Here is a 24,947-nt window from a genome sequence, read left to right on the forward strand (position 1 = left end):
GGATTCGTCAACTGACATCTCTTATACTCTCTATATCTATTCCTTGGAAAAGCATGAAATTCCTTATTTCTTCAAGAGTATTCAACCTCATATAGCTGTTTCGCATTTTCGCTGCATCAGGTATACCACGAGTATAACCAACAAAAAACTTTCGCGATTCTTTTATACCTTTTTCCTCACCCTTTTCTTCGATAAGCAACAGTAGATGTCTTACAAACGCCTCCAGGCGTTCTTTTACACCTGGTTCATGATACTTCCCGCTTTCAATGAAATCTTTTGATTGACGGAATATCCACGGGTTGCCTATAGCACCGCGCGCAATTATGACGCCATCTACGGGGTATTCTTCATACACTCTCTTCACGGCTTCTGGCATGAACAGGTCACCGGAACCATATACCGGGATGCCGCTTTCATGGCACAAATCGGCGGCGCGGGAAATAGAATCCCAGTCAGCTTTCCCAGAATACTTCTGCTCTACTGTTCTGCCATGAATGAAGATAGCATCGGGTTTGATATGAACCAATGCAGAGACGATTTCCATTATCCTGTTGTTACTCCAACCGAGTCTTATCTTCACTGATACGGGTTTATTCGTATGCATTTTCAGAAGGCGTATTATCTCTACAAGGCGGTCAAGGTCATTCAAGAGTGCACCGCCTGCCCCCCTCTTGGTCACCTTTTTTACCGGACAGCCAGCATTTATATCTATCCAGGTGGTAACATGTGCGATGCGGTTATATGCCTGGACAAATTTATCCGGTTCGCTTCCGAAGAGCTGAACACGGCAGGGGATTTTTGGTATCAGTTTTCTGGTTGCTTTGTCGCTTCGTAAAATTCCATCTATACTGAGCATTTCAGTAAAAACAAAATCGGCTCCCCATGAAAGGGAAAGCCTTCGCATAATGGAATCTGTATAACCTGCCATAGGAGCAAGGCCGATCTCAAAGTTCTTTCTCATAGAATGCCTTAACCTCCGCTACAATACTTTCAGGGACCATGCCCATGATTGATTTCTGCATTCTTATCCTCTGACGAATTTCAGTCGCTGATAACTCAATAAGAGGGGCGTTCAGAACCACTATTCCCTTCTTTTCATAGGGTTCCAGGGATCGGAGTACCTGTTTAATTGTTGTCCTTTTAAAACGGGGATACACCACTATGAAAGCCTCTTTCAGTAGCTCTTGATATTTGTACCAGGAAGTAATGTTTCTTAAACTGTCTTCACCTATGATCAAATAGGGAGCAGTCCCATGCACTTCAGTGTAGTGCTTGACAGTGTCGATCGTATATGAAATCCCTCTCTTTTTTCCTTCGTAAGAGGAAATCACTATCCTTTTCTCCCCGGAAAAGCTCCTTTGGAGCCAGCTGAATCGCTTTTCGAAGGGGGCATTCACACTGTTTTTGTGAGGTGGATTAAGGGCTGGAATAACATACAGAAAATCAAGTCCAAGCGCATCCAGAGCATACGATGCGATAATACGATGTCCGTTATGAACGGGATCGAAGGATCCGCCAAATATGCCGTATTTCTTATTCCATGTATTCATACTCTCTCCCATTAAGAATAACGGTATCTCCCTCTTTCGCTCCCATTTTCTTTAATTTTGCTGAAAGTCCTCCTTTTTCCAGTAGTTCCAACAGATATGTATCAGGTTTTTCTTTCATTATTATTTTTCTTCCGTAATAGTCGACGGCTGGACCCTCTACGGCAAACGTGTTTTCTTCGATTTTCTTTATTTTGAACTCATCAATAGCCGGTATTCTCGAGCTCACGGGAGGTACTTTTGGTAGCTTAAATTCTTTTCTGTGGCGATAATTTTCGAAGAAGCTTTTGCTTCCTTTTATGTGGTTCCATAACGTTGATTTTAACTCTTTGATATTGAACCCGGTTGCAGCTGAGATAGGCAGAATTTCTTTCCCAGTGGCAGTTTTAAAGTATTTGAGTCTCTTTTCGAGTTCCTCAGGTATCAGCAAGTCAGACTTATTAGCTACAACGATTTCGGGCTTTTTGGAAAGTTCTGGATTGTGGAGCTGCAACTCATTTCTTATATCGTAGTAGTCCTGAACGAAGTCCCTTCCATCAATGGAGGCGATATCTATCAAATGCACCAGCAGATAGCAACGTTCAACATGTTTGAGAAAATTATGGCCCAGTCCAGAGCCTTTATGTGCTCCTTTGATGAGTCCCGGGACATCAGCAACGATGAAACTATAGTCTCCAAACTTAACAACCCCGAGATTCGGAACAAGTGTTGTGAAGTGGTAATTCGCTATCTTAGGTTTAGCATTTGAAATCACTGAAATGAGTGTCGATTTCCCTACATTTGGATAACCTATCAGTCCAACATCAGCCAGTAATTTCAACTCCAGTTTTACGAACAGCTCTTCGCCAGGTTCCCCTGCTTCAGCCATCTTTGGAGCCTGATTAACCGCTGTTGCGAAATGAACATTACCCTTTCCACCCTTTCCACCCCGTGCAACACAGACGATTGCTCCAGGTTCCTTGAGATCAGCGATCAATTCACCTGTTTCCGCGTTATATATTTGAGTGCCAACAGGCACATCAATAACGAGGCTCTCGCCATTTTTACCGCTCATCTTGGAACCTGAACCATTTTCACCGTCAGGAGCTATGAACTTCCTTTTCCTCCTGAACTCACTTAACGTATTTTTGCTTGTAGTAGCACGAATGAAAACGTGTCCGCCGTTTCCGCCATCTCCACCATCAGGGCCACCAAAGGGCACAAATTTTTCTCTTCGAAAGGAGATGGCACCATCGCCGCCTTTTCCAGCTCTTACATAGATTCTTCCCGTGTCAATAAGACTATCAGGTTTACTCATCCTTCTTACCCTCACTTTCTTCTTATGTTATAATAACACCGCTGAAAGAAAGGGGGAAGTCCCGTGGCTGACATAGTTAATATTGGTTTCGATTCTTATGTCGTTGTCGACAGGATAATGGCTGTTTTGCCAGCTCAAAGCTCCACAGTTAAAAGGTTGAAACAGCTTGGTGTGGAAAGTGGTAAAACGGTTAACCTCACCTTTGGTAAGCGCACAAAGTCGATAATAATGGTCGACAGCGGGCACATATTATTTTCATTTTTGCCCGTTGATAAACTCGTAGAAAAGTTATTTTCAAATCAGGAGGAATAGAACGTGGATTTCAAAATGATGCCAGTTGTTCCCTATGTAGTTGAAAACAGAGGACGTGGAGAGAGGATTTACGACATCTTCACTAAATTATTGAGCGAAAGAATCATTTTTCTGGGATGGCCTATCGATGATGAAATATCGAATATCGTTGTCGCTCAGCTCCTCTTTCTGGAGTCACATGACCCTGAAAAGGACATTAGCATTTATGTAAATAGCCCCGGTGGTTCCGTTACAGCCGGCCTGGCGATTTATGATACGATACAATATATCAAGCCTGATGTCTCAACCATCTGCATAGGCATGGCTGCTTCCATGGGCGCTGTGATCCTTGCCGGTGGAACAAAGGGAAAGAGGTATGCCCTACCTCATTCGAGGATAATGATTCATCAACCTTGGGGCGGAGCAGAAGGAACGGCACGAGATATCGAGATAAGGACACGCGAGTTATTGAACATAAGAGATGAAGTAAACCATATTCTTTCAATACACACAGGGCAACCCATGGAAAAGATCGAACAAGACACTGACAGGGATTTCTACATGAGTGCCCAGCAGGCGGTAGAATACGGATTGATCGATAAAGTAATTGAACCGAAGAAGCTAAAAGATCGGGGTTAATGAATGAGGGAAAATCCGCCGGCGCTATGCGCCGGCTTTTAACATTAGAGGAGGTATACGGTTTGTCTGCAAGAGAACTTACACCAATGATGAAACAGTATCTCGAAATAAAGGAAAACTATAAGGACTGCATACTCCTCTTCCGCTTGGGCGATTTCTATGAAGCCTTTTTTGAAGACGCCAGGAAGGTGTCCGAAGCACTTCAAATTGTACTAACTTCAAGAAACGGTAATCCTATGGCAGGTGTACCTCATCACGCTGTTGATCAATATGTAAAAAAGCTTCTTGATGCTGGATATAAGGTAGCAATTTGCGAGCAGGTAGAAGACCCGGCAACTGCCAAAGGACTTGTTAAGAGGGAAGTTACCAGAGTGCTCACTCCTGGCACCTTGATGGAAGATGATCTGCTTCCATCAGAAACAAACAATTACATCTCAATTCTTGGCGAGTATAAGGGTAGGCTTGCTCTTGCCATTTCAGATATTTCAACGGGTGAAGTAGGAACATCTACCGTTATGCTCGAAGATGCAAAAGACCTGCTTGAAAAATTCAGACCATCGCAGCTGATACTTCAAGAGAGTCTAGTCGAACACAAAGATTATCTTACCTCCGGAATGAGTAACCTATTCGTCGAAGTGTTTGAAAACTGGAATTTCGCACATAGCTCGAGTGTGGAATATGTGAAAAGATTCTACGGTCTTGCTTCGCTGGATGTGCTGGAACTTTCCGAAACCGAGGTAACGGTGCTGGGAGCTCTGTTTAAGTATCTCGAAATTACTCAATTCAAAACTTTTAAACATCTCTCTTTACCAGTGAAACTTCAAGCACCGGAATATATGTTGCTCGATGCCGCAACCATTGAAAACCTTTCACTTCTGCCATCTGAAAAAAGAGGTTCACTATTTGAAACGCTAAAAGAAACGGCAACTGCTATGGGGGCACGACTCTTAAAAAAATGGATTCTCACGCCGTTAACAACAAGACCCGAGATTGAAAAACGCCTGGACTATGTTGAAGCGTTCGTTCAAGATCGCTTGCTTCATGAGGAATTTCGCGAGTTTTTGAGAAGGGTATTTGATATTGAACGCATCGCGGCCAGGCTATCGTCAGGAAAAGCGGTTCCGAGGGATCTTCAGTCCCTCAGATCGACTCTTCAGATACTTCCATATATAAAAGAACTCTTTGAGACCAACAGCGTTTTTCTTCAGATCGCTGAGGAAATTCCTGATTTTTCCTATGAAAGGAATCTTCTTGAGACTGCCCTTGAAGATGAACCTTCTGCGTCACCGGGAGATGGGAACGTCATCAGAGCAGGGTACAACAGAGAATTCGACGAGTTAAGAGAGTTGTTATACAGTTCAAAGGAAAAACTTCAGGAATTCGAGCAAAAAGAAAAAAGCAGGACCGGTATTAACAGTCTCAAAGTTAAATACAATAAAGTCTTTGGCTATTTCATAGAAGTTCCTAAGACACAGCTCGCAAAAATACCTGATGATTACATCAGGAAGCAAACCCTCGTCAATTCAGAACGTTTCATCACTCCAGAACTCAAGGGGTTTGAAGACAAACTTTTAAGTGCAAGTGAAAGGATAGAGGTCATGGAACGCGAGCTGTTCTCAGAAATTTGCCAGAAATTGAACGACAGCGCCGATGAATTTAAAAGGGTTGCTAAAATCCTCTCAGCCGCAGATGTATATCAATCTTTTGCAACAGTAGCGCGAAAATACGGCTATACAAGACCTCGTTTTTCAGAAAAACGATACCTCCTATTGAAAAATTCAAGGCACCCTATGGTAGAAAGATATATAAGGGACTTTGTGCCAAACAGTGTCGTCTTCGACGAAGAGAGAATCTTTTACATTCTAACCGGTCCCAACATGAGCGGTAAATCCACTTTTATCAGGCAGGTTGCACTCTGTGCCATAATGGCACAGATTGGTTCCTTTGTTCCAGCTGCAGAAGCTGTTTTGCCCATATATGACAGGGTGTTCACGAGAATAGGCGCAAGAGACGATGTAGCCGGTGGAAAGTCCACTTTTCTTGTAGAGATGATGGAAACTGCATCTATCCTCTCCAAAGCCACTGAAGATAGTCTCGTGGTTCTCGATGAGGTTGGTAGAGGAACGAGTACATTCGATGGCATCAGCATTGCTTGGGCTGTATCGGAATTTATTTACGAAGCAATTGGTTGTCACACTGTATTCGCTACTCATTTTACAGAGCTCACTGAGTTGGCGAGTATGTACAAGGGTATAAAAAACATCACGGTCGCCGTCGAGGAAACCGATAAAGGCATTATCTTTTTACACAAGGTTATAGAGGGTGTCGCCGAGCGCTCTCACGGCATTGAGGTAGCTAAACTGGCTGGGATTCCGCAGGTTGTTCTCGACAGGGCAAAGGAAATTCTAGGAGTCATCGTTAAAAGTAGTGCTCTCGATAAGACTGTAAAAGTACTGACAAGTGAAGAAATAACCAAGATACGGAAAACCAAAAAAGGTAAGATGCATCGTAACCAGCTCTCTCTATTCGAGGGCAGTTAACAAATAAATGGTATAATTTAGTCCTGGAGGTCGAATTTATGGATAGGCTGCTCAAATTGCGCGAAAAAATGGAAGAAAAAGAATTGGATGCTCTGCTAGTTTTCAATCGAGAAAACAGCAATAGAGCTTCAAGTTGGTATATTTCTGGCTTCTCAGGCTCTTTTGCTGTGTTATTTATTACCCACCGTTCGGAATATATTATCACGGACTCCAGATATTTCACGCAGGCGTCATTGCAGACGTCCTTTAAACTGATTCCATATAATGGCGGTGGAATTGACAACCTGAAAAGCTTACTTCGTCAGCTGATCTCTGAGGAAAAAATCAGACGCCTGGGCTTCGAATCTGAGAGAATTACCCATCACTATTTTGTCAACTTACTTTCAGACCTTGGAGTAGAGCTCGTAATATCCGACGATATTATCAAGGCGCTGAGAATGGTGAAAAGTCAAGAGGAAATTGAGAAAATCCGCAAAGCCGTCGAAGTTGCCGAGGATTCTTTGCTTGAAACGCTCAATATGGTCAGACCTGGAGTAACAGAGTTAGAGGTCGCCGCAAGGCTTGAATATGAAATGAGAAAGCGCGGTGGAATTCCGGCTTTTGAGACAATAGTTGTTTCCGGTGAAAGAAGCGCCATTGTACATGGCTCTCCGTCTGAAAAAAAGCTCGGCGATGGGGAGTTTCTTCTGATAGATTATGGAGCCTTCGTCGATGGTTATTGTTCAGATATCACCAGAACCTTTGCCATAGGTGATCCTTCTGAGGAAATGATTGAGGTATACAATATTGTCTATGAAGCGCAGAAAAAAGCGCGTGAAGTTGCCAGAGCGGGAATTATGGGTGTTGAACTTCACAGCGTTGCAGGTCAAATTATTTCGGAAGCCGGTTATGGAGAGTACTTTGGACACGGCCTTGGTCACGGTCTTGGCATGGAAGTTCATGAGAATCCGGTAGCTAATCAGATAAATCATGAACCCCTTCCAGCGGGAGCTGTTATTACCATAGAACCCGGGATATATCTACCAGGCAAATTTGGTATCAGAATAGAGGATGATGTCCTTCTGACAGAAGAGGGTTGTATAGTGCTTACTTCTCTGGATAGAGAATTGAAAACATTATAATCTCGGAGGTGTCTTCTGTGGTTGAAGTTGGAGACATAAGAAAGGGTATGGCTCTTATAATCGACAACGAGATCTATATAGTACTCGATGTCAACAAACACTTCACCGGTCGAGGTAGTGGAATCATAAGAACAAAAATGAAGAACATAAAGACTGGATATGTGAGAGAGTTCAAGTTCAACAGTGGCGAAAAAGTTGAAGAAGCCTCACTCTCCTTGCGTCGTGTGCAATATTTATATAGCGATGGTGATCTCTTTTATTTCATGGATCTTGAGACTTATGAGCAGTATACTCTGGACAGAAAAGTCATTGGTGATGCTTTATACTATATGACGGAGAATATGGAACTCGATCTTCAGTTCCATGATTCGACACCAATTGGTGTAGTTTTACCGAACACCGTCGTTCTAGAGGTAACTGAAACGGCACCTAGCTTCAAAGGAGACACAGTTTCAGGTGGTGGTAAACCGGCGGTGTGTGAAACAGGTCTAAAAGTTACTGTTCCATTTTTCGTCGAGAACGGACAGAAGATTAGAGTTGACACAAGGACAGGTGAGTACATAGAAAGGGCCTGAAGAAAGGAGGGTAATCGATGAACTACGATGAAACGGAACTCGGAAAAATCGAAATATCTGACCCTGTTATACGGGATTTGGCAGTTCATTCCTACATGGAATTCAATGGGCTCCCGTTTGATGATCAGAAAGCGAAGAAAGAAGCTAAAACTGCGGTGGATATAGAAGTAGAAGAACTGGAATCAGGAAAGAAACAGGTAAAAATCAATATCGCCACGAAAGTGAAGTATGGTGAACCGATTCCAGAATTTGCAAGAAACTTGCAGAAAAAGATCAAAGAGGATGTTGAAAATTTGAGCGGCCTTGAAGTGTCAGAAGTATATGTCAAAATTCTGGATGTTGTAGAAGCAATTGAAAGTGAACCAGTAGAAACTGTGGAGCCAGAAGAAGACGAAGAAGAGGGAAAATAATCTATGGCTGAGAGGCGTGGAAGTAGAAGACGAATGCGTGATATCGTCTTCAAATCTGTATTTCAATATGATTTTCATAAAGACATAGATGTGGCCGTTAAATTTTTAATGAGCGAATCCAGTTTTCATTCATTAGATGGAGATAGTCTGATGAGGGCCCAGAAGTACCTTAAAAGTATTGTGGAGCATATGGGTGAATTGGATGAAATCATAGCAAATCACCTTATAAACTGGTCATTCGAAAGGCTGTCATCTGTCGATAGAAACGTTTTAAGATTGGGGACATATGAGCTAATACATGAGCTCGATATTCCCATCGAGGTTACTTTAAATGAAGCAATCGAACTTGCTAAAAAGTACGGCTCTGATGAGGACGGAAGATTTGTTAATGGTGTACTCGATAGAATCGCAAAAGTGTATTCCCCGTCTTCAAAGCGAAATCTTTAATGAGGTGATACAATGAACGATCTTGAGATCGCGAGGCAAGCGCAGCTACGCCCTATCACCGAGATCGCAAAAGAGGCAGGAATACCTGTTGAATACCTTAAGCCTTACGGAAACAGTATCGCTAAAGTTTCACATAAGTTCTACGATGTCCTCAAAGAACGCCCCAACGGGAAGTTGATTCTCGTTACGGCAATTACTCCCACGAGCGCTGGCGAAGGGAAGACAACAACTTCCATAGGTCTTGCTATGGCGCTCAACAGGATTGGAAAAAAGACATTTGTGACTCTGCGAGAACCTTCACTTGGTCCTGTGATGGGAATCAAAGGTGGAGCAGCTGGTGGGGGATACGCTCAGGTGCTTCCCATGGAAGAAATAAATCTCCACTTCACCGGAGATATCCACGCCGTTACAACTGCACACAACCTTTTATCAGCATCAATCGACGCACATATAAAATTCGGTAACAACCTTGATATTGATTCCACGCAAATTTTTTGGCCAAGGGCCATGGATATGAATGACCGTGCACTTCGTAGCATAGTAGTGGGATTGGGTGGAAGATCTAATGGATTTCCCCGTGAAGATGGATTCATAATCACCGCAGCTTCCGAGGTAATGGCCGTTCTCTGTCTGGCGAAAGATATTAGTGATCTAAAAGAAAGGCTTGGAAATATCGTCTTGGGATTGAATAAACATGGTGATTTTGTGCGTGTCCGCGATCTTGGAGTACATGGCGCTATGGCAGCTGTGTTGAAAGACGCGATAGACCCTAATCTCGTACAAACGATAGAAGGAACACCAGCCTTTGTTCATGGTGGGCCGTTTGCAAACATCGCCCACGGCACGAATTCCATCATCGCCACGAAGATGGCGTTGAAACTTTCAGATTTTGTCGTTACAGAAGCGGGATTTGGTGCTGATCTTGGTGGAGAAAAGTTTTTAGATTTCGTTTCACCTGTTGGAGAATTTGAGCCTGCAGTCGTAGTTATTGTCGCTTCCATAAGAGCTCTTAAACTCAACGGTGGGGCGGATAAAAAGTCCCTCGGTTCAGAAGATATCGCAGCATTAAAAAAAGGGTTTGAAAATCTGAAAGTGCACTACGAAAATATGCGCAAATACGGTGTGCCTGTTGTTGTGGCGATCAATATCTTCCCCGATGACACATCCGGTGAGAAAAAACTCCTCGGAGAGTTATGCAAAGAAAACAATATACCATATGAAACGTCAACTGTCTGGAAGAATGGTGGCAAAGGTGGCGTAGCGCTTGCTGAACGGGTGGTAGAGCTTTCTAATACATCAAATCAATTTAAGCCTCTTATTTCCTTAGATGCCCCAATAGAAGAAAAATTAAAAATAATAACAAAGGAAATATATCGAGCCGGCTCATATACCCTTGAACCTAAGGCCAGGAAAATGTTGAAAGTATTGAAAAAACAAGGTTTTGGGGATTACCCGGTAATCGTTGCGAAGACACAATATTCGATTTCAGACGATGCGAAGAAACTCGGTGCACCTAGTGGTTATAACTTCCAGATAAGGGACCTCACGCTTTCAGCGGGAGCTGGATTCGTGGTAGCGGTGTCCGGGGATATTATGTTGATGCCCGGGCTTCCTGGTAATTCAAATGCCCAGAAAATCGACATCGACGAAAATGGTGAAATTACCGGACTGTTTTGATGAGGTGAACACATGGCTATATTACTTGAAGGCGCACCCGTTGCAAAAAGGATATATTCAGAAATTAAGGATCAGATGATCCGGTTTGAGGCTAAAAAGCCCAAACTTGTCCTGTATTGCAGTCATCCAGACGATTCAACTCAGTCATATATGAGATCCATAGTAAAAAGGGGAGAAAAGCTGGATATACCCGTTGAGGTCATTGAAGCCACAGAAAAACCCTTCGAACAAATCATGCAGCTCAATGAGGATCCGGCTGTCTCTGGAATAATGATAATGCACCCCTTGAAAGGGATTGATGAGGATATTGTGATAAAATCCATCTCGCCTCTGAAAGACGTCGAAGGACGAGGACCAACAAACCTTGGTGGAATCGTTATGGGTGAGGGTTATTACGCTCCTCCCACGGCTGAAGCGGTAATTGAAATTCTAAAATTTTATAACATCGCTATACGGGGCAAGGATATAACCATATTGGGCAGGTCCACTACTGTAGGAAAGCCGCTTTCCTTGCTCTTTTTGAAGAAAGGCATAGATGGTACTGTCACGGTCTGCCATTCCCGCACCCATGGAATACAGGAAAAGTCCAGAGCGGCGGATATTCTAGTCAGCGCTGTGGGTAAAACCGGATTTGTAAGAGAGGACTGGGTGAAAGAAGGGGCTGTGGTCATAGATGTCGGAATTAATCTCGTTGATGGAAAAATCGTTGGCGATGTTGACTTTGAAAATGTAAAGGAAAAGACCATTGCCATAACACCCGTACCTGGTGGTGTAGGAACTGTCACTACAGCGATACTATTCCGGCACCTTGTTGAGTCTTTTAAGAGAATTCTGGATGGTGGTATATGAATCGCGAGGAACCCCTTTTCAGGAAAGTTAAAAATTACAGTTATCAGGAACTCAAGATATTGGTGGGTGAGATACGGGATTATATAAAGACCGTGGTTTCTAAAAACACGGGGCATCTTTCTTCGAATTTAGGCACTGTCGAATTGACAATTGCCCTGTACAGAGTTTTCGATCCAGACGAAGATATAATTATCTGGGATACCGGCCATCAAGCTTATACCCACAAGATCTTAACCGGTAGATACGGTCGTTTCAATACCTTGCGCCAGAGAAAAGGAATAAGCGGTTTTCTCCGACGAGAAGAGAGCGTTTACGATGTCTTTGGAGCCGGGCACGTTGGCACCGGGATACCGGCTGCTCTCGGTATCGAAAAGGCTTTGTCGATGGTTAATGAAAAGAGAAACGTTGTCGTTGTTATCGGAGATGGGGCTTTAACTTCCGGTATGAGCCTTGAAGCGCTAAACCAACTGAAACAGCTGAACTCTCGTCTAAAGATCATACTTAACGACAACGGTATGAGCATCAGCAAGAATGTAGGAAGCTTGTCCATGACTTTAACAGATTTGAGACTGAATCCCGTTTATAGAGAAATAAAAGAAGATATCAAGGGAACTCTTGAAAGCATGCGCATGAAAAAACTCGAGAAATTGCTTTCAAGAATAAAAGACGGAATAAAACATACTTTTCTGGGTGGAAACGTTTTCGAAGATTTTGGTTTGAATTATCTTGGCCCTGTTGATGGTCATAACATCAAGGAAATGGAAGCAATTTTCAAAACAATAAAGGAGTTTGACGAACCTTTTATCGTACACGTGACCACACAGAAGGGGAAAGGACTCGAATACGCTGAAAAGGATCCAACAAAATTTCATAGTGTTTCAAAGATTGACCCTGAAACGGGAGAAAGACTCTATACTGACTCGCTTATCTCTTATAGTAAAGTCTTTGGAAAAGTGATTATAGAACTAGCTAAGAAAGATACCCGGATAGTAGCGATTACAGCTGCTATGCCAGATGGAACCGGATTATCAGAGTTTGCAAAAAAATATCCCGGAAGATTCTACGACCTCGGTATCACCGAGCAACTCTGTGTCACTTTTGCTGGTGGAATGGCTGTGAAGGGTACAAAACCGGTTTTTGCTGTGTATTCCACCTTTTTACAGAGAGCCTTTGACCAGCTAATTCATGATATTGCTTTACAAAAACTCCCCGTTGTATTTGCTGTTGATCGGGCGGGGATCGTTGGACATGATGGACCAACACATAACGGCATCTTCGATATAGCTTATCTGAACATGATTCCTAATATGAAAATTCTTGCACCCTCCAGTCTTCAGGAACTGGCTAACATGTTTTACACACTCCTGCTCCACGAAGAGCTTGATGGTCCAGTAGTGGTTAGGTACCCCAGACAGTCTGAATATGGTATACTGTCTGAAATAATAGATAATATGTCTCAAATTGATCTCTGGAAATGGGAAAAACTTATCAAAGGAAAAACGAGAATCGCCATTCTGGCTACTGGCAGTATGGTTCAGCCTGCGAGAGATGTAGCGGCAAAATACGGACTGAATATGTACAATTGTAGATCCATCAAGCCCCTCGACACCACAACATTCGATGCTATTATGAAAGAAAATGACATCATTCTATCCATTGAAGAAGGGGTAAGGATAGGTGGTTTTGGCAGTTCTTTATTGCTTTATGCGAGTTCAAAGCGCTATAGTGGAAAGATTCATGTAATGGGAATTGACGACATATTTTCAGAACATGGAACGAGAGCGGAAATATTGAAAGAACTTGGTCTTGAATATGGGGGTATTGAAAGCACAATCAAGAAACTGAGAGGTGAACTAAATGCTTATAACGACAGAGTACGGAAAGATCGAAATAACCTTACAGGCTATCAGCTCGATCGTTAAGAAAGTCGTGTCAGAGTCTTATGGTCCTGTAAACGTTGGCTCTCCTCAACAGGGATTTTTTTCGAGAATCCTTGGTTCTGAAGAGAAACACGGAATAAAAGTCACAGAAGAAATCGATGGCACCCTTGAAATCGATATTGAACTCGTACTTGAATACGGAGTGCGTATCCCAGCAGTTGTTGCTAACATTCAGGAAAACGTGTTTCACAGATTGAAGGTATTAACGGAGGCCAACAACGTAAAGGTGAATGTTTACGTTGTAGGACTTCGGGACTAATAGGGGGCGCGGTTAGATGAAACGACTCAACGGCAGGTTCTTTATCGTAGCTTTCAAAAAAGCCGCTGAGCGTTTGCTCGTTAACAAAGATGAGATAAACGCTCTGAATGTTTTTCCAGTACCAGATGGAGATACAGGCTCAAATATGAGTGCAGCTGTTCTAGAAGCTGTTGAGTATCTCAACAAGCTTAATTCTGCGGATCTTGATCAAGTTGTTGACACGATCAAGAAAGGCATGCTAATGGGAGCACGTGGTAACTCCGGTGTTATCCTATCACAGATTTTTAGGGGGTTCGCTGAAGGCGCAAAGAATCGTAAGTATTTAAACACCCGGGCTTTCAGCGAGTGTCTTGTGAGGGCCAAAGAAGTGGCTTACAAGTCTGTAATGAAACCCGTTGAAGGTACGATGCTGACCGTTATTCGTGTCGTAGCGGATAAGGCAGTTTCTGAGCTCTCTGAAATTGAGGATTTTGAAGAATATTTTATAAAGTTAACTGACATAGCCTTTAAAACCGTTGATCAAACCCCAAGCATGCTTGCAAAGCTGAAAGAAGCTGGTGTCGTTGATGCCGGAGCCAAGGGGTTAGCTTATATTTTCGAAGGCTTTAAACTGGCTGCACTGGGCGAGACGGAAGCAGAGTTAGTCGAAGCTCCGTCAGTCGCTACAGCTTCGGCTGAGCAAATTCTTGAAATTGCCCGCGAGGAGCTGAAATATGCGTATTGTACAGAACTAGTAATAAAGCTCCACGACACTAATGGGGGAACTCAAGAGATAGAAAACAAATTGAAAGATTATCTGGGAACCATCGGTGACTCCATCGTTGCAGTAAATCAGGATGACCTGATTAAAATCCACGTTCACACAGACCATCCCGGGGATGTCATAGAAGAATTCCTAAAACATGGTGAACTGCAAAAGGTAAAGATAGATAATATGAAAATCCAGCATGACCATGTAATTGAGGCGCAAAACGGCGAAAGTAAGTATGGCGTGGGAAAAAAGCACGGCATCGTCTCTATCTCGCCAGGTGACGGTCTCAGTGAAATAATGAAAAGCCTTGGCGTAGACTACATAGTCAAAGGCGGTCAGACAATGAATCCAAGTATGAAGGATATTTTCCAGGCGATTGAACGCCTTGAATCTGAAAATATCATCGTAATGCCCAATAATCCCAACATCCTTTTGACCGCGAAAGAGGCTGCTGCTGCTGTCATGGAAAAGAACCCTTCTAAAAATGTTTTTATTCTAGAAACAAAGACTGTACAGGAAGGCATTGCAGCTCTTTCAGTATATGATGACGAGCTAGATACTGAAGAGCTCCTGACGGAGATGAACGAAGCAATAAACCATGTAATACCCATTTCTGTCACCTATGCTATAAGAGATTCCAGTATAAAGGGCAAAAAGGTTCGTAAAGGGGAATACCTCGCCATTGGAAAGGATGGTCTCATCAGCACTGGCAGAAGGCTCGACAGAATCATACGTGAAGCCTTAGAGATATCTCTCAAAAACAACGATGAATACGAGATTGTTACAATCTTCTATGGTTCAGATGTGAAGAAAGAACAGGCTGACAAACTCGTTGAAAGCCTATCAGGCGACTTCGAAGACATTGAATTCGAGGTCCATGAGGGCGGTCAACCCTATTACTACTACCTTATATCACTGGAATAAGAACGGAGGCTCAAAGATGTACTTACAGGAGATAATCGCGAGACTCAACGAATACTGGGGTTCGAAGGGCTGCCTGATTGATCAGCCATACGATGTTGAGATGGGAGCGGGTACATTTCATCCCTCCACCTTTTTAAGATCGCTTGGAAAGAAACCATGGAAAGTTGCTTTCGTTCAACCCTGTCGCCGGCCTACTGATGGGCGTTACGGGGAAAACCCCATGAGAACACAGAGGTATTTTCAATATCAGGTTATAATGAAACCCTCCCCCGATGACTCTCAGGAGATCTATCTTGATTCGCTTAAAGCCCTTGGGATTGAGCCTAAGGAACATGATATCCGCTTCGTAGAAGACAACTGGGAGTCACCAACACTCGGCGCTTGGGGCATAGGCTGGGAAGTCTGGCTTGATGGTATGGAGATCACTCAGTTCACTTACTTCCAGCAAGTTGGTGGTGTGGACGTTTCACTGGTCTCTCTCGAAATAACGTATGGCCTTGAACGCATTGCTATGTACCTTCAAAAAAAGGACAGCATATTCGACATAGACTGGAATGAGCATTTTAAGTACGGCGATGTCTTTCTCGAAAATGAACGCCAGTTTTCTGTCTATAACTTCGAGCATGCCAATACAGAGATGCTTTTTGAGCTCTACAGAATGTACGAAAAGGAATTCAAAAGATGCATGGAAGGTGACTTGCTGTTACCTGCGTATGATTACCTCATAAAATGTTCTCATGCGTTCAATTTGCTCGATGCAAGAAATGCTATAAGCGTTTCCCAGAGACAAGGGTATATAAAGTCCATCAGGGCTATGGCAAAACAGATAGCTGAAGCATACGTAGCCTGGGAGAGTGATAAGGAATGACAAAGATAGCTTTACTCGAAGTCGGAGTTGAAGAACTTCCTTCCACCGAAATAAGAAATCTCAGACAACAACTGAGTGAAAAACTTGAAAGACTCTTAACTAACTATAGATTGGATTACAGTCATATAAAAACCTTCGTAGCTAGCCGAAGATTCGGTTTCCTCATATATGGTCTTCCTGAAAAGCAATCGGACTTTACAGAAGAAAAACGAGGACCTGCCGAAAGAATAGCGTTTGCCAATGGTAAACCTACGAAGGCGCTGGATGGATTTTTGAGAGCAAATAACGCTTCTGTAGAAGATATAGAAGTAAGGGAAGTTAAAGGTATTCCATATGTATTTATAAAGCGTACTGTACAGGGTAAGAATACTATTGAATTGCTACCCATCATTTTCAACGAGCTTTTAAGTTCTTTGAACTTCAAAAAACCCATGAGGTGGGGTAACGGCGAATTCAGTTTTGTACGCCCTGTAAAATGGATTGTAGCCATGTTAGATGAATTCGTACTGGATTTTGAGGTCTTTGGAAAAAAGGCTTCAAATAAATCGAGAGGACATAGATTTTTCTATGACGAAGTTGAGGTAACACCTGATACATACTTCGATAAATTAAAAGATACGCTCGTTTTTTCGGACATTGACGAGAGACGAAGTCGTGTTCTTGGAGAGCTCAAGCGTGTTGAAACTGAGCTGAAGGCTGTTATTCCGGTTGATGAAGAACTATTGGAAGAAGTTGTCAGCTTGACAGAATTTCCAACAGCTGTAGTTGGTGAGTTTTTGGACAAGTATCTGGCACTTCCTCCAGAGGTTATTATCGTCACGATTAAACACCACCAGCGCACCTTCCCTGTCTATGTTTCCGAGGCCCTAAGTAATAAATTTGTCGCCTTTCAGGATGGTCCAGGAGATCCAAAAGGAAATGTAAAGCGAGGGTACGAAGAAGTAATAAATGCTCGACTCGAAGATGCGCATTTCTACTATTATAAAGATCTCTCGAAGCCTCTTGAAAGTTACCTTCCTGAACTCAAAGAAATCATGTTTCAACGCGGTTTGGGCAGTATGTACGACAAAACTCTGAGAGTCCGAAAACTCTCTGAAATCATTCTCGATCATCTTTCTCCGAAGGCTGAGGAGAAAGCCCTGGTATTGAGGACTGCGGAACTCTCAAAAGCAGATCTGGCTACAAGAATTGTATATGAATTTCCAGAACTTCAGGGAATTATGGGTAGGATATATGCCTTAAAATCCGGAGAGGATGAAGAAATAGCCCTTGGAATCGAAGAACATTACGGTCAGAATGGTATGATACCGCAAAGCCTCTCAGGAGCTGTTGTGGGTGTAGCTGATAGGATTGATACCATCGTTGGAAATTTCTACCTTGGCAATGTTCCTACTGGTTCTAAAGATCCTTTTGCCATCAGACGGAAGTTCCAGTTCATTTTCAACGTTTTCTGTTCACTTGGTTGGTATATCAATCTGAAGGAGCTATTCGAAAAGTCGGCTGAAATTTATGGTTTTGAATACCTGAAATTTTCAGATAAACTGGAAGATTTCACGAGAAACAGATTTGAGAATTTTCTACTCGACAGAGGATATTCGATTAGAATCTCTCGTGCTGTGAATTTCTGGTGGGACCGTCCCTTTAGCGGTGAACTCATCGCTTCGGCCCTAAAATCTATTGTTGGCGACGAGTCTTTCGGTAAGCTACTTACCGCTTATCAACGTGTACATAACATAAGCAGAAAACACGACTCAACGAAATTCGATGGTGCCCTCTTTTTAAAAGATGAAGAAAAAGAGCTCTTTAATGCCTACCTGAAAGCCTACGACTCGCTGAACAGACATTTTGAAAATCACAATTTCTCTGGCGCTATTCAGGACCTGGTTTTGTTGAAGGACTATATTGATAACTATTTTGATAACGTTTTCGTCATGGATAACCAACCGGATATAAGACTCAACAGATTGGGGTTTTTAAAATCCCTTGATCAGTTGTTCTTCAAGGTCGCCAATTTCTCGCAGCTTCTTGATGAGGAGGCAAAGTAAAAGTCATGGCCTTTAAATCAGGAGTAGTATCTCTTGTTGGAAAACCTAATGTGGGAAAATCGACCTTAGTAAATCGGTTTGTCGGTGAAAAAATAGCCATCGTATCTGATAAAGTCCAGACAACAAGGAACAGGATTGGTGGAATAGTAACTACTGAAAAGGGACAGGTCATTTTTTATGATACGCCCGGAATTCATAAACCTCTTCATAAGCTGGGATGGTATCTTGTAAAAATAGCAGTCGGAGCCCTTAATGGTTCTGACCTTCTTCTTGTTATGGTAGATTATGAGGATGGTATTAAAGCTTCTGATCACCTGGTAGCGAGGCATGTGAACGCCTCTAAAATCCCCGTTTTTCTCGTGGTGAACAAAATTGACATAGCACCTAATTCGACTAGAGCAACCGAATTCGCTGTGAAGGCACGGGAACTTTTCGAAAATGTGGAAAAGCATTTCCTCATTTCTGCTGAACGGGGTGATGGAGTAACTGAGTTGCTGGATGAAATAATAGAAAGGCTTCCGGAAGGGCCAAAGCTCTATCCAGAGGATGTAATAACTGACAGGTCTTCCCGCTTCATGGCCGCTGAGATTATCAGAGAAAAAGTTCTGTTGCTCACGAAAGAAGAGATTCCACATTCTACAGGTGTTTATATTCACGATTTTATAGAAAAGGAAAACGGGGTTCTATTTATAAGAGCGGATATCGTCGTAGAACGGCAGAGTCAAAAACCCATTATTATAGGTAAGCATGGTTCAATGATTAAGGAAATCGGCATGCTTGCACGGCAGGATATGGAATACATATTCGACACAAAAGTGTATCTCGAACTCTTCGTGAAAGTCCGAAAGAAGTGGCGGGAGAAGGATAATTTCATTCAGGATTTTGCAAACCTGAAAGAAGACCTCGAATAACAAGGGGGAAACATGAGCAGGAATAACGCCATTCTCTGGATACTCCTGCTTATGATGATCCTGTTAAATGCTGATCAAATGGTAATGGCACCCAATATCGGCAGGATCGAGCAGGAATTCGGGATAGGGGACAGAGAGATCGGTTACATAGCGGGTTCTTTTACGATAATTGGTGCTATATTGAGTCTTATTTGGGGATTTCTGGCAGATAAATACAATAGGAAAAAACTCCTTCTGATAAGTGTACTTGTAGGTGAGATCCCATGTTTCCTTTCCGCTTTTGCCACGAACTATCCACAACTTTTTTTGTTAAGAGCCCTCACCGGTATAGGAATAGGCGCCGTCTTCCCCGTTGTTTTTTCATATGCCAGCGACATTTTCACTGAAAATGAGAGAGCAAAGGTAAACGCTATTCTCTCAACAGCCATCTCAATAGGTGCGATTCTCGGAATGGTTATCGCCGGTTTTACTGGCGAAACCCTGGGATGGCGTCTTCCTTTTGTCATCGTTTCATTACCAAACCTCTTGTTTGTTTTGTTGTTCTTTTTTCTCGCTGAAGAGCCCAAACGTGGAGAAGCAGAGGTTGCCGTTGGAGAACTGGTCAAGAGAGGTAAGGAGTACAGAACTCAGATAAAACTCAGTGACTACCTCGACCTTTTCAAGATAAAGACTAACCTCGTGTTATTCATTCAAGGCATACTCGGTACTGTTCCATGGGGAGCAATACCATATTTTCTTGTTGAGTTTCTACAAAGGTATAAAGGGCTGGATCAAAATAAGGCAACGCTTGTCTTCATTTTCTTCGGCGTGGGAAATGTGTTCGGCATTTTCTTTGGTGGCATGCTTGGCGGCATATTGTACAAGATCAAAAAGTCATATATGTCTTTATTCAGTGCCATAATGACCACAATTGGCGCTTTCCTGGTTCTTGCGGTTCTCAACTTACCCGCTGTTGAAAATACAGGCGGGTTCGTTTTGATATCACTTCTTGGAATGGGAGCTGCGGCAACTGCCTCTATGACTGGCCCCAACATGAAGACCATGCTGATGAATGTAAACATACCGGAAAATCGAGGGCGTATCTTTTCCGTTTTTAACCTTACAGATTCTCTGGGTACTGGAGTAGGTAAAGTCTTTGCAGGCAGTGTTTCCGCTACTCTCGGTTCACTTTCAGCAGCTATGAATATCTCCGCATTTTTCTGGATACCCTGCGCAATTGTACTGCTCTTTGCGGTATATACACTTTCAAATGATGTAGAGAGGCTCCACAGAAAGATGGAGCTTGTTGCGCGAACCATGGGGGATTGAAGGTGTCAAGAGCTCATAAATGGCATATAATACCGTTTGTGGCTATTCCTATGCCCCTGAGCGTTATAATAGTAACGCTGAAGTAACCCTCAGACCGCTTCGCTGCCCTCAAAAAGGGCAGCAATTTTTTATTCTTTCAACACAGGAAACACATCACGCCAATGCTTCATCTTTGCGACCATTTCTTCAGAAATTTCCCAGCTGAGAAGCTGACCTGTTCTTTCTGCTTTCAGCCTATTTCCATAGTAGTCAAATGCAGTGGTGAGTTGACCGTATTCTATCCCCTGAACGTCAGTTCCCGTTCTGTTGACACCTATAATAAAAGCCTGATTTTCTATCGCCCGTGCCCTCAGAAGTGTATCCCAGTGAATTCGTCTGCTCTGTGGCCAGCTCGCTATAACTACAAACAATTCTGCCCCTTTCACCTCTCTGAATAGTTCGGGAAATCTCAAATCATAGCAAATTAGAATGGAGAATTTCAGACCTTTAAATGAAAATAGAACAGGTGTCTTGCCTTTTGTGTAGTACCTGTTCTCGTCAGCATAGCTGAAGAGCTTCCTTTTAAAATATGTGAATCTCTCATGCGTCTGTGGGTTATAAAATGTGGCCGCATTGAAAAAATTTTTCCCTTTTTTGACTATGTGCCCAAAAATAACCGCAACACCATGAAAATCGGCTACCCCTTCAAAGAACTCAATGTCTTTCGAGTCGTACATTGAGAGGTTCATAGTAAAGCCACTGAGGGTCATCTCCGGGAAAATAAGCAGTTCTGAGCCCAAGCTCTTTGCCTTGGTGAATATGTTAGATACTTTAGATTTATTTACCTCCCGGTTTTCGTATTCCGGGGCAAAGGACGCCGCGGTTATTTTCATACCATTTCCTCCAAAAGTCCAATAATACAATTCAACGCTACAAGCGACTTTTCAAGGCTTAAAGAAGGGACTTTAGGTCTGTACAGTACCTGACTATGCAGATATGGAAAATGCACAAATCCTGCCGGGTTTTCAAAGCTCTCCTCATGAAGAAAGTGCATCACCTGGTAAAACAGGCTATTGCACACAAAGGTTCCCGCTGTGTATGATACTCGACTTGGAATGCCACACGCTGTAAGAGTGTCAACAATTTTTCTTATAGGAAGTGTGGAGAAATACGCGGTTGGTCCATTCTTAACTATCATGGTATCTTTTAACATGTGACCGCTGTTGTCCTCAATTCTCGCATCGATCCAGTTCAGAGCGACCTTCTCCGGTGTGACTGCAGCTCTTCCTCCAGCCTGTCCCAGCATTAAAACTGCGTCCGGTTGCTTTTTTTTGATGACATTGATGAGGAGTTTTCCACTTTCGAAGAAGATCGTTGGCAATTTTACAAAGTCAATGTCACTTCTTATTTTCTGGATCTCCCTGCAAAGGATTTCCGTAGAATTCTCCGCGTCATTACCAAAGGGTTCGAAATAACTCACGATTATCACGCTATCACCTTCATTTTTTCATTATTTCCTTTGTAAGATGATATCATTAAAATGGCTTAATAATAACAGGGGGTTTGAACATGAAATACAACTTCGATGAAATTATTGACCGTAGGGGTACAGAATCTTACAAGTGGGATCACACAAAAGATTTCTTCGGGCGAGACGATCTTCTTCCCATGTGGGTGGCGGATATGGATTTTAAATCCCCGCCAGTGGTGATCGAAGCTATACTTAGGAGGGCAGAACATGGAATTTTCGGTTATACCGCCAAAAGCGAAAGCTTCTACCAGGCTTTCATTGATTGGACTGGAAAACGACATGGCTGGGAAGTAAAAAAAGAATGGATAATCGCTTCACCTGGTGTAGTTCCCGCTATCGCTATAGCTATACAGGCTTTTACCAATCCGGGAGATAAAATAGTGGTTCAAACACCGGTATATTATCCCTTTTTCAACGTAGTAAAAAACAACAGAAGAGAGCTCATAATAAATGAATTAATTTACAATAATGGCCATTATACAATGAACTATGAAGATCTCATTGAAAAAATCGATTCAAAAACCAAAATGCTCATTCTTTGCAGCCCCCACAATCCTGTTGGCAGGGTTTGGTCTAAAGCTGAATTGAAAAGATTGGGAGAAATCTGTCTAGAAAAAGGGATTATCGTCGTCTCAGACGAAATTCATTCTGACATCGTATATTCGGAATCAAAACACATACCCTTTGCGAGCATATCCGAAGAGTCCGCCAATAATTCAATTACCTGCATGGCAGCAAGCAAAACATTTAACATAGCAGGGCTCGAAACCTCCCTGACCATTATTCCAAATACTGAACTCAGAGGAAAATTTAAAAAGATACTTCTGAAGGGTCTTTCTCTCACTCTTGGAAATATCTTTGGTACCATAGCAACTGAGACTGCTTATCGCCTGGGTGAGGATTGGCTTGAAGAGCTTCTCGATTACCTTGAAAAAAACAGAGATTTTGCAATAGAATACATTAGAAATAACATCCCGAGTGTCAAAGCAATTAAGCCCGAAGGGACGTTTCTTCTGTGGCTCGATTTCAGAGGACTTGGACTCAGTGATTTGGAATTACAGAAACTCATTCTTAACGAAGCTGGTGTAGCCTTAAACCACGGAACAGTTTTCGGAAAAGGTGGAGAAGGTTTTCAGAGACTGAACTTTGCCTGTCCAAGGGCTATTCTCGAAAAGGGACTGAAAAAGATCGAAAGGGCGGTTAAAGGCTTGAAAGATGATTGAACGCACAAGAGAGGTAAAATCCATTCTTTTCGCCGTATTGTATTTGGTAATAGTTTTCCTCTCCGGGATGTTTGGTTACGCTATCATAGAAGGCTGGAGCCTGACGGACTCTTTCTTCATGACTGTTATCACGGTATCTACAGTCGGTTATGGCACTCCAGAAGATCTGAGTGCGGCGGGTAAGATATTCACGAGCATATTGATTTTCACAAGCATTACACTTGGTGTCTATGCCATCTCTAAAATAACCGCGTTCTTCGTTGAAGGAAAAATGAGCTATGCTCTCAGGAGGAGAAGGATGTTGAAAGAGCTAGAAAGAATGAAAGATCACTTCATCGTTGTTGGAGCGGGTACCATCGGGTTGAGTATCGCGAAGATGCTTTCGGAAAGAGGTTTTAAAGTAATTCTAGTGGACAACGATCCCGCTCGTATAGAGTACATTGAGGACATTTCAGAAGATGGTCTGATCTGTTTCAAAGGAGATGCGGTAAATGAAGAAGTATTGAAGCAGATAGGCGTCGACCACGCCGCGGGCCTTATTACAACCCTTCCAGTAGACGCAGACAACGTCTTTGTTGTCCTCACTGCAAGACAGCTGAATCCGTCGCTTGAAATCATCGCTAAGGCCAATGAAGTGGAAAATATCAAAAAGTTGCGTTACGCAGGAGCTTCTAAGGTGCTGCCAATACCTGAAATCGGTGCGCGAAGAATGGTCAATTTGATATTGAATCCGAGCATAGAGGGATTCCTTGACACACTCATAGAATCTGGCGACATGCAGGTCTATTTTGAACAGGTTTCTGTTCCGGATAGTTTTCCTTCAGAAGGTGTTGAGCTAGGAGAATTGAAAATCCCTCAGAAGACCGGTCTCATCGTTATAGCGATTTACGACGGTGGAAAGAGTATGTTCAACCCGCGTGCCAATGCCTTAATTAAACCCGGACAAGCATTGATGGTGCTCGGAAAAAAAGAGCAGATCGAGAAGCTAAAACTTCTCCTCAAGCATTAATCCGTTGATTGGTTATCGAGATGTTCCACCAGCGTTAAGAAGTTAAGCAGAACCATATATCCGTGGTTGAAGTTTTCATTATCTCCCTTTTCAGGATGAAATTGAACTCCGTAAATGTATTCCTTTTTGTGCTTAATCATCTGTATAGAACCGGTTTCGTTTACCACAAGGAGTTCAAAACCCTTTGGAAGGTCTTTGAGGGAGAAAAGGTGATTTTCCCAGGCGAAGAACTCTTCTGGAATACCCGTTAGAAGAATGTCATCCTTCATGATCTTCAGCTTTCTCCAACCACGTTCTTCCAAAACAACCAGTGAAGAACCGTATATCCTTCCTATGAGCTGAAAACCCATACAGATGCCAAGAACAGGTACCTCCGCATCAGTGATGAGACTCGTAGGCTTTTTTGGTTCTCCCGAATTGGAGAAATACGCCGCCATGTTGTTACCGCCGCTGATGATCAAAGCTGAGTAACTACCCCTTTCAGGGAATTCACCGAGAAAAGTCCGATAGACTACATAATCAACTCCCAGTTTCTTTAGTGCGTTCTCTATTGGAGAACCTCCATTGGGGTAGTCAGAATCGTTTTGCAGTAATGCTATGGGTTTAGATAACGAGAAACATGCAACCGAAACTATTATCGCCAAGAAAAGCAATATAACACGCTTCAAGAGCCTTGACACCTCCGCTGGGTAATGATAAACTATTTATGGCCTGCCGGGGTGGCGGAATTGGCAGACGCGCATGACTCAGGATCATGTGGGCATTACGCCTGTGCGGGTTCAAGTCCCGCCTCCGGCACCAAAGGG

24 protein-coding genes and 1 tRNA gene are annotated in these 24,947 nt (G+C 42.9%); 19 read left to right on the top strand and 6 right to left on the bottom strand.

The features are described from left to right. Positions 1-7: 7 nt before the first annotated feature. Genes IX53_RS01455 through obgE form a run of 3 tightly spaced genes read right to left on the bottom strand, consistent with a single transcriptional unit; the run spans position 8 to position 2,844 of the window. Positions 8-961 carry a tRNA dihydrouridine synthase gene (locus IX53_RS01455; RefSeq protein ID WP_047753842.1) on the bottom strand — a complete coding sequence of 318 codons (954 nt, stop codon included), beginning with the start codon at positions 959-961 and terminating at the stop codon, positions 8-10. Further along, positions 945-1,550 (bottom strand): nicotinate (nicotinamide) nucleotide adenylyltransferase, encoded by a 606-nt coding sequence (nadD, locus tag IX53_RS01460; protein ID WP_179944399.1) that lies wholly within the window; start codon positions 1,548-1,550, stop codon positions 945-947. The genes IX53_RS01455 and nadD overlap by 17 nt, the downstream gene beginning before the upstream one ends. Continuing rightward, complete coding sequence (gene obgE, locus IX53_RS01465) at positions 1,534-2,844, bottom strand: GTPase ObgE (RefSeq protein WP_047753844.1); 1,311 nt, start codon at positions 2,842-2,844, stop codon at positions 1,534-1,536. Before obgE ends, nadD begins: the two co-directional genes overlap by 17 nt. A 63-nt stretch (positions 2,845-2,907) precedes the next feature. Between obgE and IX53_RS01470 the strand changes: the two genes are divergently transcribed. The 16 genes from IX53_RS01470 to IX53_RS01545 all read left to right on the top strand — a co-directional run bounded on the left by IX53_RS01470 (position 2,908) and on the right by IX53_RS01545 (position 20,399). After that, entirely contained in the window at positions 2,908-3,156 is a 249-nt protein-coding gene (locus IX53_RS01470; protein WP_156173073.1) for a DUF370 domain-containing protein, read from the top strand. A gap of 15 nt (positions 3,157-3,171) precedes the next feature. Beyond that, positions 3,172-3,774, top strand: a complete 603-nt coding sequence (gene clpP, locus IX53_RS01475; protein WP_047755349.1) for an ATP-dependent Clp endopeptidase proteolytic subunit ClpP — start codon at positions 3,172-3,174, stop codon at positions 3,772-3,774. A gap of 62 nt (positions 3,775-3,836) precedes the next feature. Beyond that, the gene (gene mutS, locus IX53_RS01480; protein ID WP_245612736.1) at positions 3,837-6,314 is read left to right on the top strand and encodes a DNA mismatch repair protein MutS; all 2,478 of its coding nucleotides are present in this window, start codon (positions 3,837-3,839) and stop codon (positions 6,312-6,314) included. 38 nt (positions 6,315-6,352) lie between these two features. Continuing rightward, positions 6,353-7,435, top strand: coding sequence for a M24 family metallopeptidase (locus IX53_RS01485; protein ID WP_047753845.1), 1,083 nt, complete (start codon positions 6,353-6,355; stop codon positions 7,433-7,435). 17 nt (positions 7,436-7,452) lie between these two features. Further along, positions 7,453-8,010, top strand: a complete 558-nt coding sequence (gene efp / locus IX53_RS01490; RefSeq protein ID WP_047753846.1) for an elongation factor P — start codon at positions 7,453-7,455, stop codon at positions 8,008-8,010. 17 nt (positions 8,011-8,027) lie between these two features. Beyond that, entirely contained in the window at positions 8,028-8,420 is a 393-nt protein-coding gene (locus IX53_RS01495) for an Asp23/Gls24 family envelope stress response protein (protein WP_047753847.1), read from the top strand. 3 nt (positions 8,421-8,423) lie between these two features. After that, positions 8,424-8,867: a transcription antitermination factor NusB gene (gene nusB, locus IX53_RS01500; RefSeq protein ID WP_047753848.1), complete on the top strand. Its 444-nt coding sequence runs from the start codon at positions 8,424-8,426 to the stop codon at positions 8,865-8,867. A gap of 12 nt (positions 8,868-8,879) precedes the next feature. Beyond that, on the top strand, positions 8,880-10,544 hold the full coding sequence (locus IX53_RS01505; protein WP_047753849.1) for a formate--tetrahydrofolate ligase: 1,665 nt from the start codon (positions 8,880-8,882) through the stop codon (positions 10,542-10,544). A 12-nt stretch (positions 10,545-10,556) separates the two neighbouring features. Beyond that, positions 10,557-11,393: a bifunctional 5,10-methylenetetrahydrofolate dehydrogenase/5,10-methenyltetrahydrofolate cyclohydrolase gene (locus IX53_RS01510; protein ID WP_053001094.1), complete on the top strand. Its 837-nt coding sequence runs from the start codon at positions 10,557-10,559 to the stop codon at positions 11,391-11,393. Then, positions 11,390-13,315: a 1-deoxy-D-xylulose-5-phosphate synthase gene (gene dxs, locus IX53_RS01515; protein ID WP_047753850.1), complete on the top strand. Its 1,926-nt coding sequence runs from the start codon at positions 11,390-11,392 to the stop codon at positions 13,313-13,315. The genes IX53_RS01510 and dxs overlap by 4 nt, the downstream gene beginning before the upstream one ends. Then, on the top strand, positions 13,251-13,592 hold the full coding sequence (locus IX53_RS01520) for an Asp23/Gls24 family envelope stress response protein (protein ID WP_047753851.1): 342 nt from the start codon (positions 13,251-13,253) through the stop codon (positions 13,590-13,592). The genes dxs and IX53_RS01520 overlap by 65 nt, the downstream gene beginning before the upstream one ends. A 16-nt stretch (positions 13,593-13,608) precedes the next feature. Continuing rightward, positions 13,609-15,267 carry a DAK2 domain-containing protein gene (locus tag IX53_RS01525; protein WP_047753852.1) on the top strand — a complete coding sequence of 553 codons (1,659 nt, stop codon included), beginning with the start codon at positions 13,609-13,611 and terminating at the stop codon, positions 15,265-15,267. A 16-nt stretch (positions 15,268-15,283) separates the two neighbouring features. Further along, positions 15,284-16,135 (top strand): glycine--tRNA ligase subunit alpha, encoded by an 852-nt coding sequence (locus IX53_RS01530; protein ID WP_047753853.1) that lies wholly within the window; start codon positions 15,284-15,286, stop codon positions 16,133-16,135. Continuing rightward, positions 16,132-18,180: a glycine--tRNA ligase subunit beta gene (glyS, locus tag IX53_RS01535; RefSeq protein WP_047753854.1), complete on the top strand. Its 2,049-nt coding sequence runs from the start codon at positions 16,132-16,134 to the stop codon at positions 18,178-18,180. Before IX53_RS01530 ends, glyS begins: the two co-directional genes overlap by 4 nt. Positions 18,181-18,185: 5 nt before the next feature. Continuing rightward, on the top strand, positions 18,186-19,091 hold the full coding sequence (era, locus tag IX53_RS01540; RefSeq protein WP_047753855.1) for a GTPase Era: 906 nt from the start codon (positions 18,186-18,188) through the stop codon (positions 19,089-19,091). A 12-nt stretch (positions 19,092-19,103) separates the two neighbouring features. Continuing rightward, positions 19,104-20,399, top strand: a complete 1,296-nt coding sequence (locus IX53_RS01545) for an MFS transporter (protein WP_047753856.1) — start codon at positions 19,104-19,106, stop codon at positions 20,397-20,399. Positions 20,400-20,527: 128 nt separating this feature from the next. Here IX53_RS01545 and IX53_RS01550 read toward each other — a convergent pair whose 3' ends face one another. Continuing rightward, the gene (locus tag IX53_RS01550) at positions 20,528-21,271 is read right to left on the bottom strand and encodes a nitrilase-related carbon-nitrogen hydrolase (RefSeq protein WP_047753857.1); all 744 of its coding nucleotides are present in this window, start codon (positions 21,269-21,271) and stop codon (positions 20,528-20,530) included. Next, positions 21,268-21,867, bottom strand: a complete 600-nt coding sequence (locus IX53_RS01555; protein ID WP_047753858.1) for a pyroglutamyl-peptidase I — start codon at positions 21,865-21,867, stop codon at positions 21,268-21,270. Before IX53_RS01555 ends, IX53_RS01550 begins: the two co-directional genes overlap by 4 nt. Positions 21,868-21,947: 80 nt before the next feature. Between IX53_RS01555 and IX53_RS01560 the strand changes: the two genes are divergently transcribed. Further along, on the top strand, positions 21,948-23,132 hold the full coding sequence (locus IX53_RS01560) for a MalY/PatB family protein (protein ID WP_047753859.1): 1,185 nt from the start codon (positions 21,948-21,950) through the stop codon (positions 23,130-23,132). Next, positions 23,125-24,141, top strand: a complete 1,017-nt coding sequence (locus IX53_RS01565; protein ID WP_047753860.1) for a potassium channel family protein — start codon at positions 23,125-23,127, stop codon at positions 24,139-24,141. Before IX53_RS01560 ends, IX53_RS01565 begins: the two co-directional genes overlap by 8 nt. Here IX53_RS01565 and IX53_RS10430 read toward each other — a convergent pair. Continuing rightward, a complete protein-coding gene (locus tag IX53_RS10430; RefSeq protein ID WP_053001095.1) occupies positions 24,138-24,809 on the bottom strand; it encodes a type 1 glutamine amidotransferase in 672 nt (223 codons plus the stop codon). The genes IX53_RS01565 and IX53_RS10430 overlap by 4 nt on opposite strands. Before the next feature lie 45 nt (positions 24,810-24,854). Here IX53_RS10430 and IX53_RS01575 point away from each other — a divergent pair. Next, positions 24,855-24,942: transfer RNA gene (locus tag IX53_RS01575), tRNA-Leu, on the top strand. Positions 24,943-24,947 lie beyond the last annotated feature (5 nt).

The sequence above is a fragment of the Kosmotoga pacifica genome, from assembly GCF_001027025.1.
In the GTDB taxonomy this organism is placed as follows: Bacteria; Thermotogota; Thermotogae; order Petrotogales; family Kosmotogaceae; genus Kosmotoga_B; species Kosmotoga_B pacifica.

Coding starts and splice junctions, on each gene's coding strand:
- IX53_RS01455 (WP_047753842.1), bottom strand. CDS start 961: ATGAGAAAGAACTTTGAGATCGGCCTTGCTCCTATGGCAGGTTATACA.
- nadD (WP_179944399.1), bottom strand. CDS start 1,550: ATGAATACATGGAATAAGAAATACGGCATATTTGGCGGATCCTTCGAT.
- obgE (WP_047753844.1), bottom strand. CDS start 2,844: ATGAGTAAACCTGATAGTCTTATTGACACGGGAAGAATCTATGTAAGA.
- clpP (WP_047755349.1), top strand. CDS start 3,172: ATGATGCCAGTTGTTCCCTATGTAGTTGAAAACAGAGGACGTGGAGAG.
- IX53_RS01485 (WP_047753845.1), top strand. CDS start 6,353: ATGGATAGGCTGCTCAAATTGCGCGAAAAAATGGAAGAAAAAGAATTG.
- IX53_RS01495 (WP_047753847.1), top strand. CDS start 8,028: ATGAACTACGATGAAACGGAACTCGGAAAAATCGAAATATCTGACCCT.
- nusB (WP_047753848.1), top strand. CDS start 8,424: ATGGCTGAGAGGCGTGGAAGTAGAAGACGAATGCGTGATATCGTCTTC.
- IX53_RS01505 (WP_047753849.1), top strand. CDS start 8,880: ATGAACGATCTTGAGATCGCGAGGCAAGCGCAGCTACGCCCTATCACC.
- IX53_RS01510 (WP_053001094.1), top strand. CDS start 10,557: ATGGCTATATTACTTGAAGGCGCACCCGTTGCAAAAAGGATATATTCA.
- dxs (WP_047753850.1), top strand. CDS start 11,390: ATGAATCGCGAGGAACCCCTTTTCAGGAAAGTTAAAAATTACAGTTAT.
- IX53_RS01520 (WP_047753851.1), top strand. CDS start 13,251: ATGCTTATAACGACAGAGTACGGAAAGATCGAAATAACCTTACAGGCT.
- IX53_RS01525 (WP_047753852.1), top strand. CDS start 13,609: ATGAAACGACTCAACGGCAGGTTCTTTATCGTAGCTTTCAAAAAAGCC.
- IX53_RS01530 (WP_047753853.1), top strand. CDS start 15,284: ATGTACTTACAGGAGATAATCGCGAGACTCAACGAATACTGGGGTTCG.
- glyS (WP_047753854.1), top strand. CDS start 16,132: ATGACAAAGATAGCTTTACTCGAAGTCGGAGTTGAAGAACTTCCTTCC.
- era (WP_047753855.1), top strand. CDS start 18,186: ATGGCCTTTAAATCAGGAGTAGTATCTCTTGTTGGAAAACCTAATGTG.
- IX53_RS01545 (WP_047753856.1), top strand. CDS start 19,104: ATGAGCAGGAATAACGCCATTCTCTGGATACTCCTGCTTATGATGATC.
- IX53_RS01550 (WP_047753857.1), bottom strand. CDS start 21,271: ATGAAAATAACCGCGGCGTCCTTTGCCCCGGAATACGAAAACCGGGAG.
- IX53_RS01560 (WP_047753859.1), top strand. CDS start 21,948: ATGAAATACAACTTCGATGAAATTATTGACCGTAGGGGTACAGAATCT.
- IX53_RS01565 (WP_047753860.1), top strand. CDS start 23,125: ATGATTGAACGCACAAGAGAGGTAAAATCCATTCTTTTCGCCGTATTG.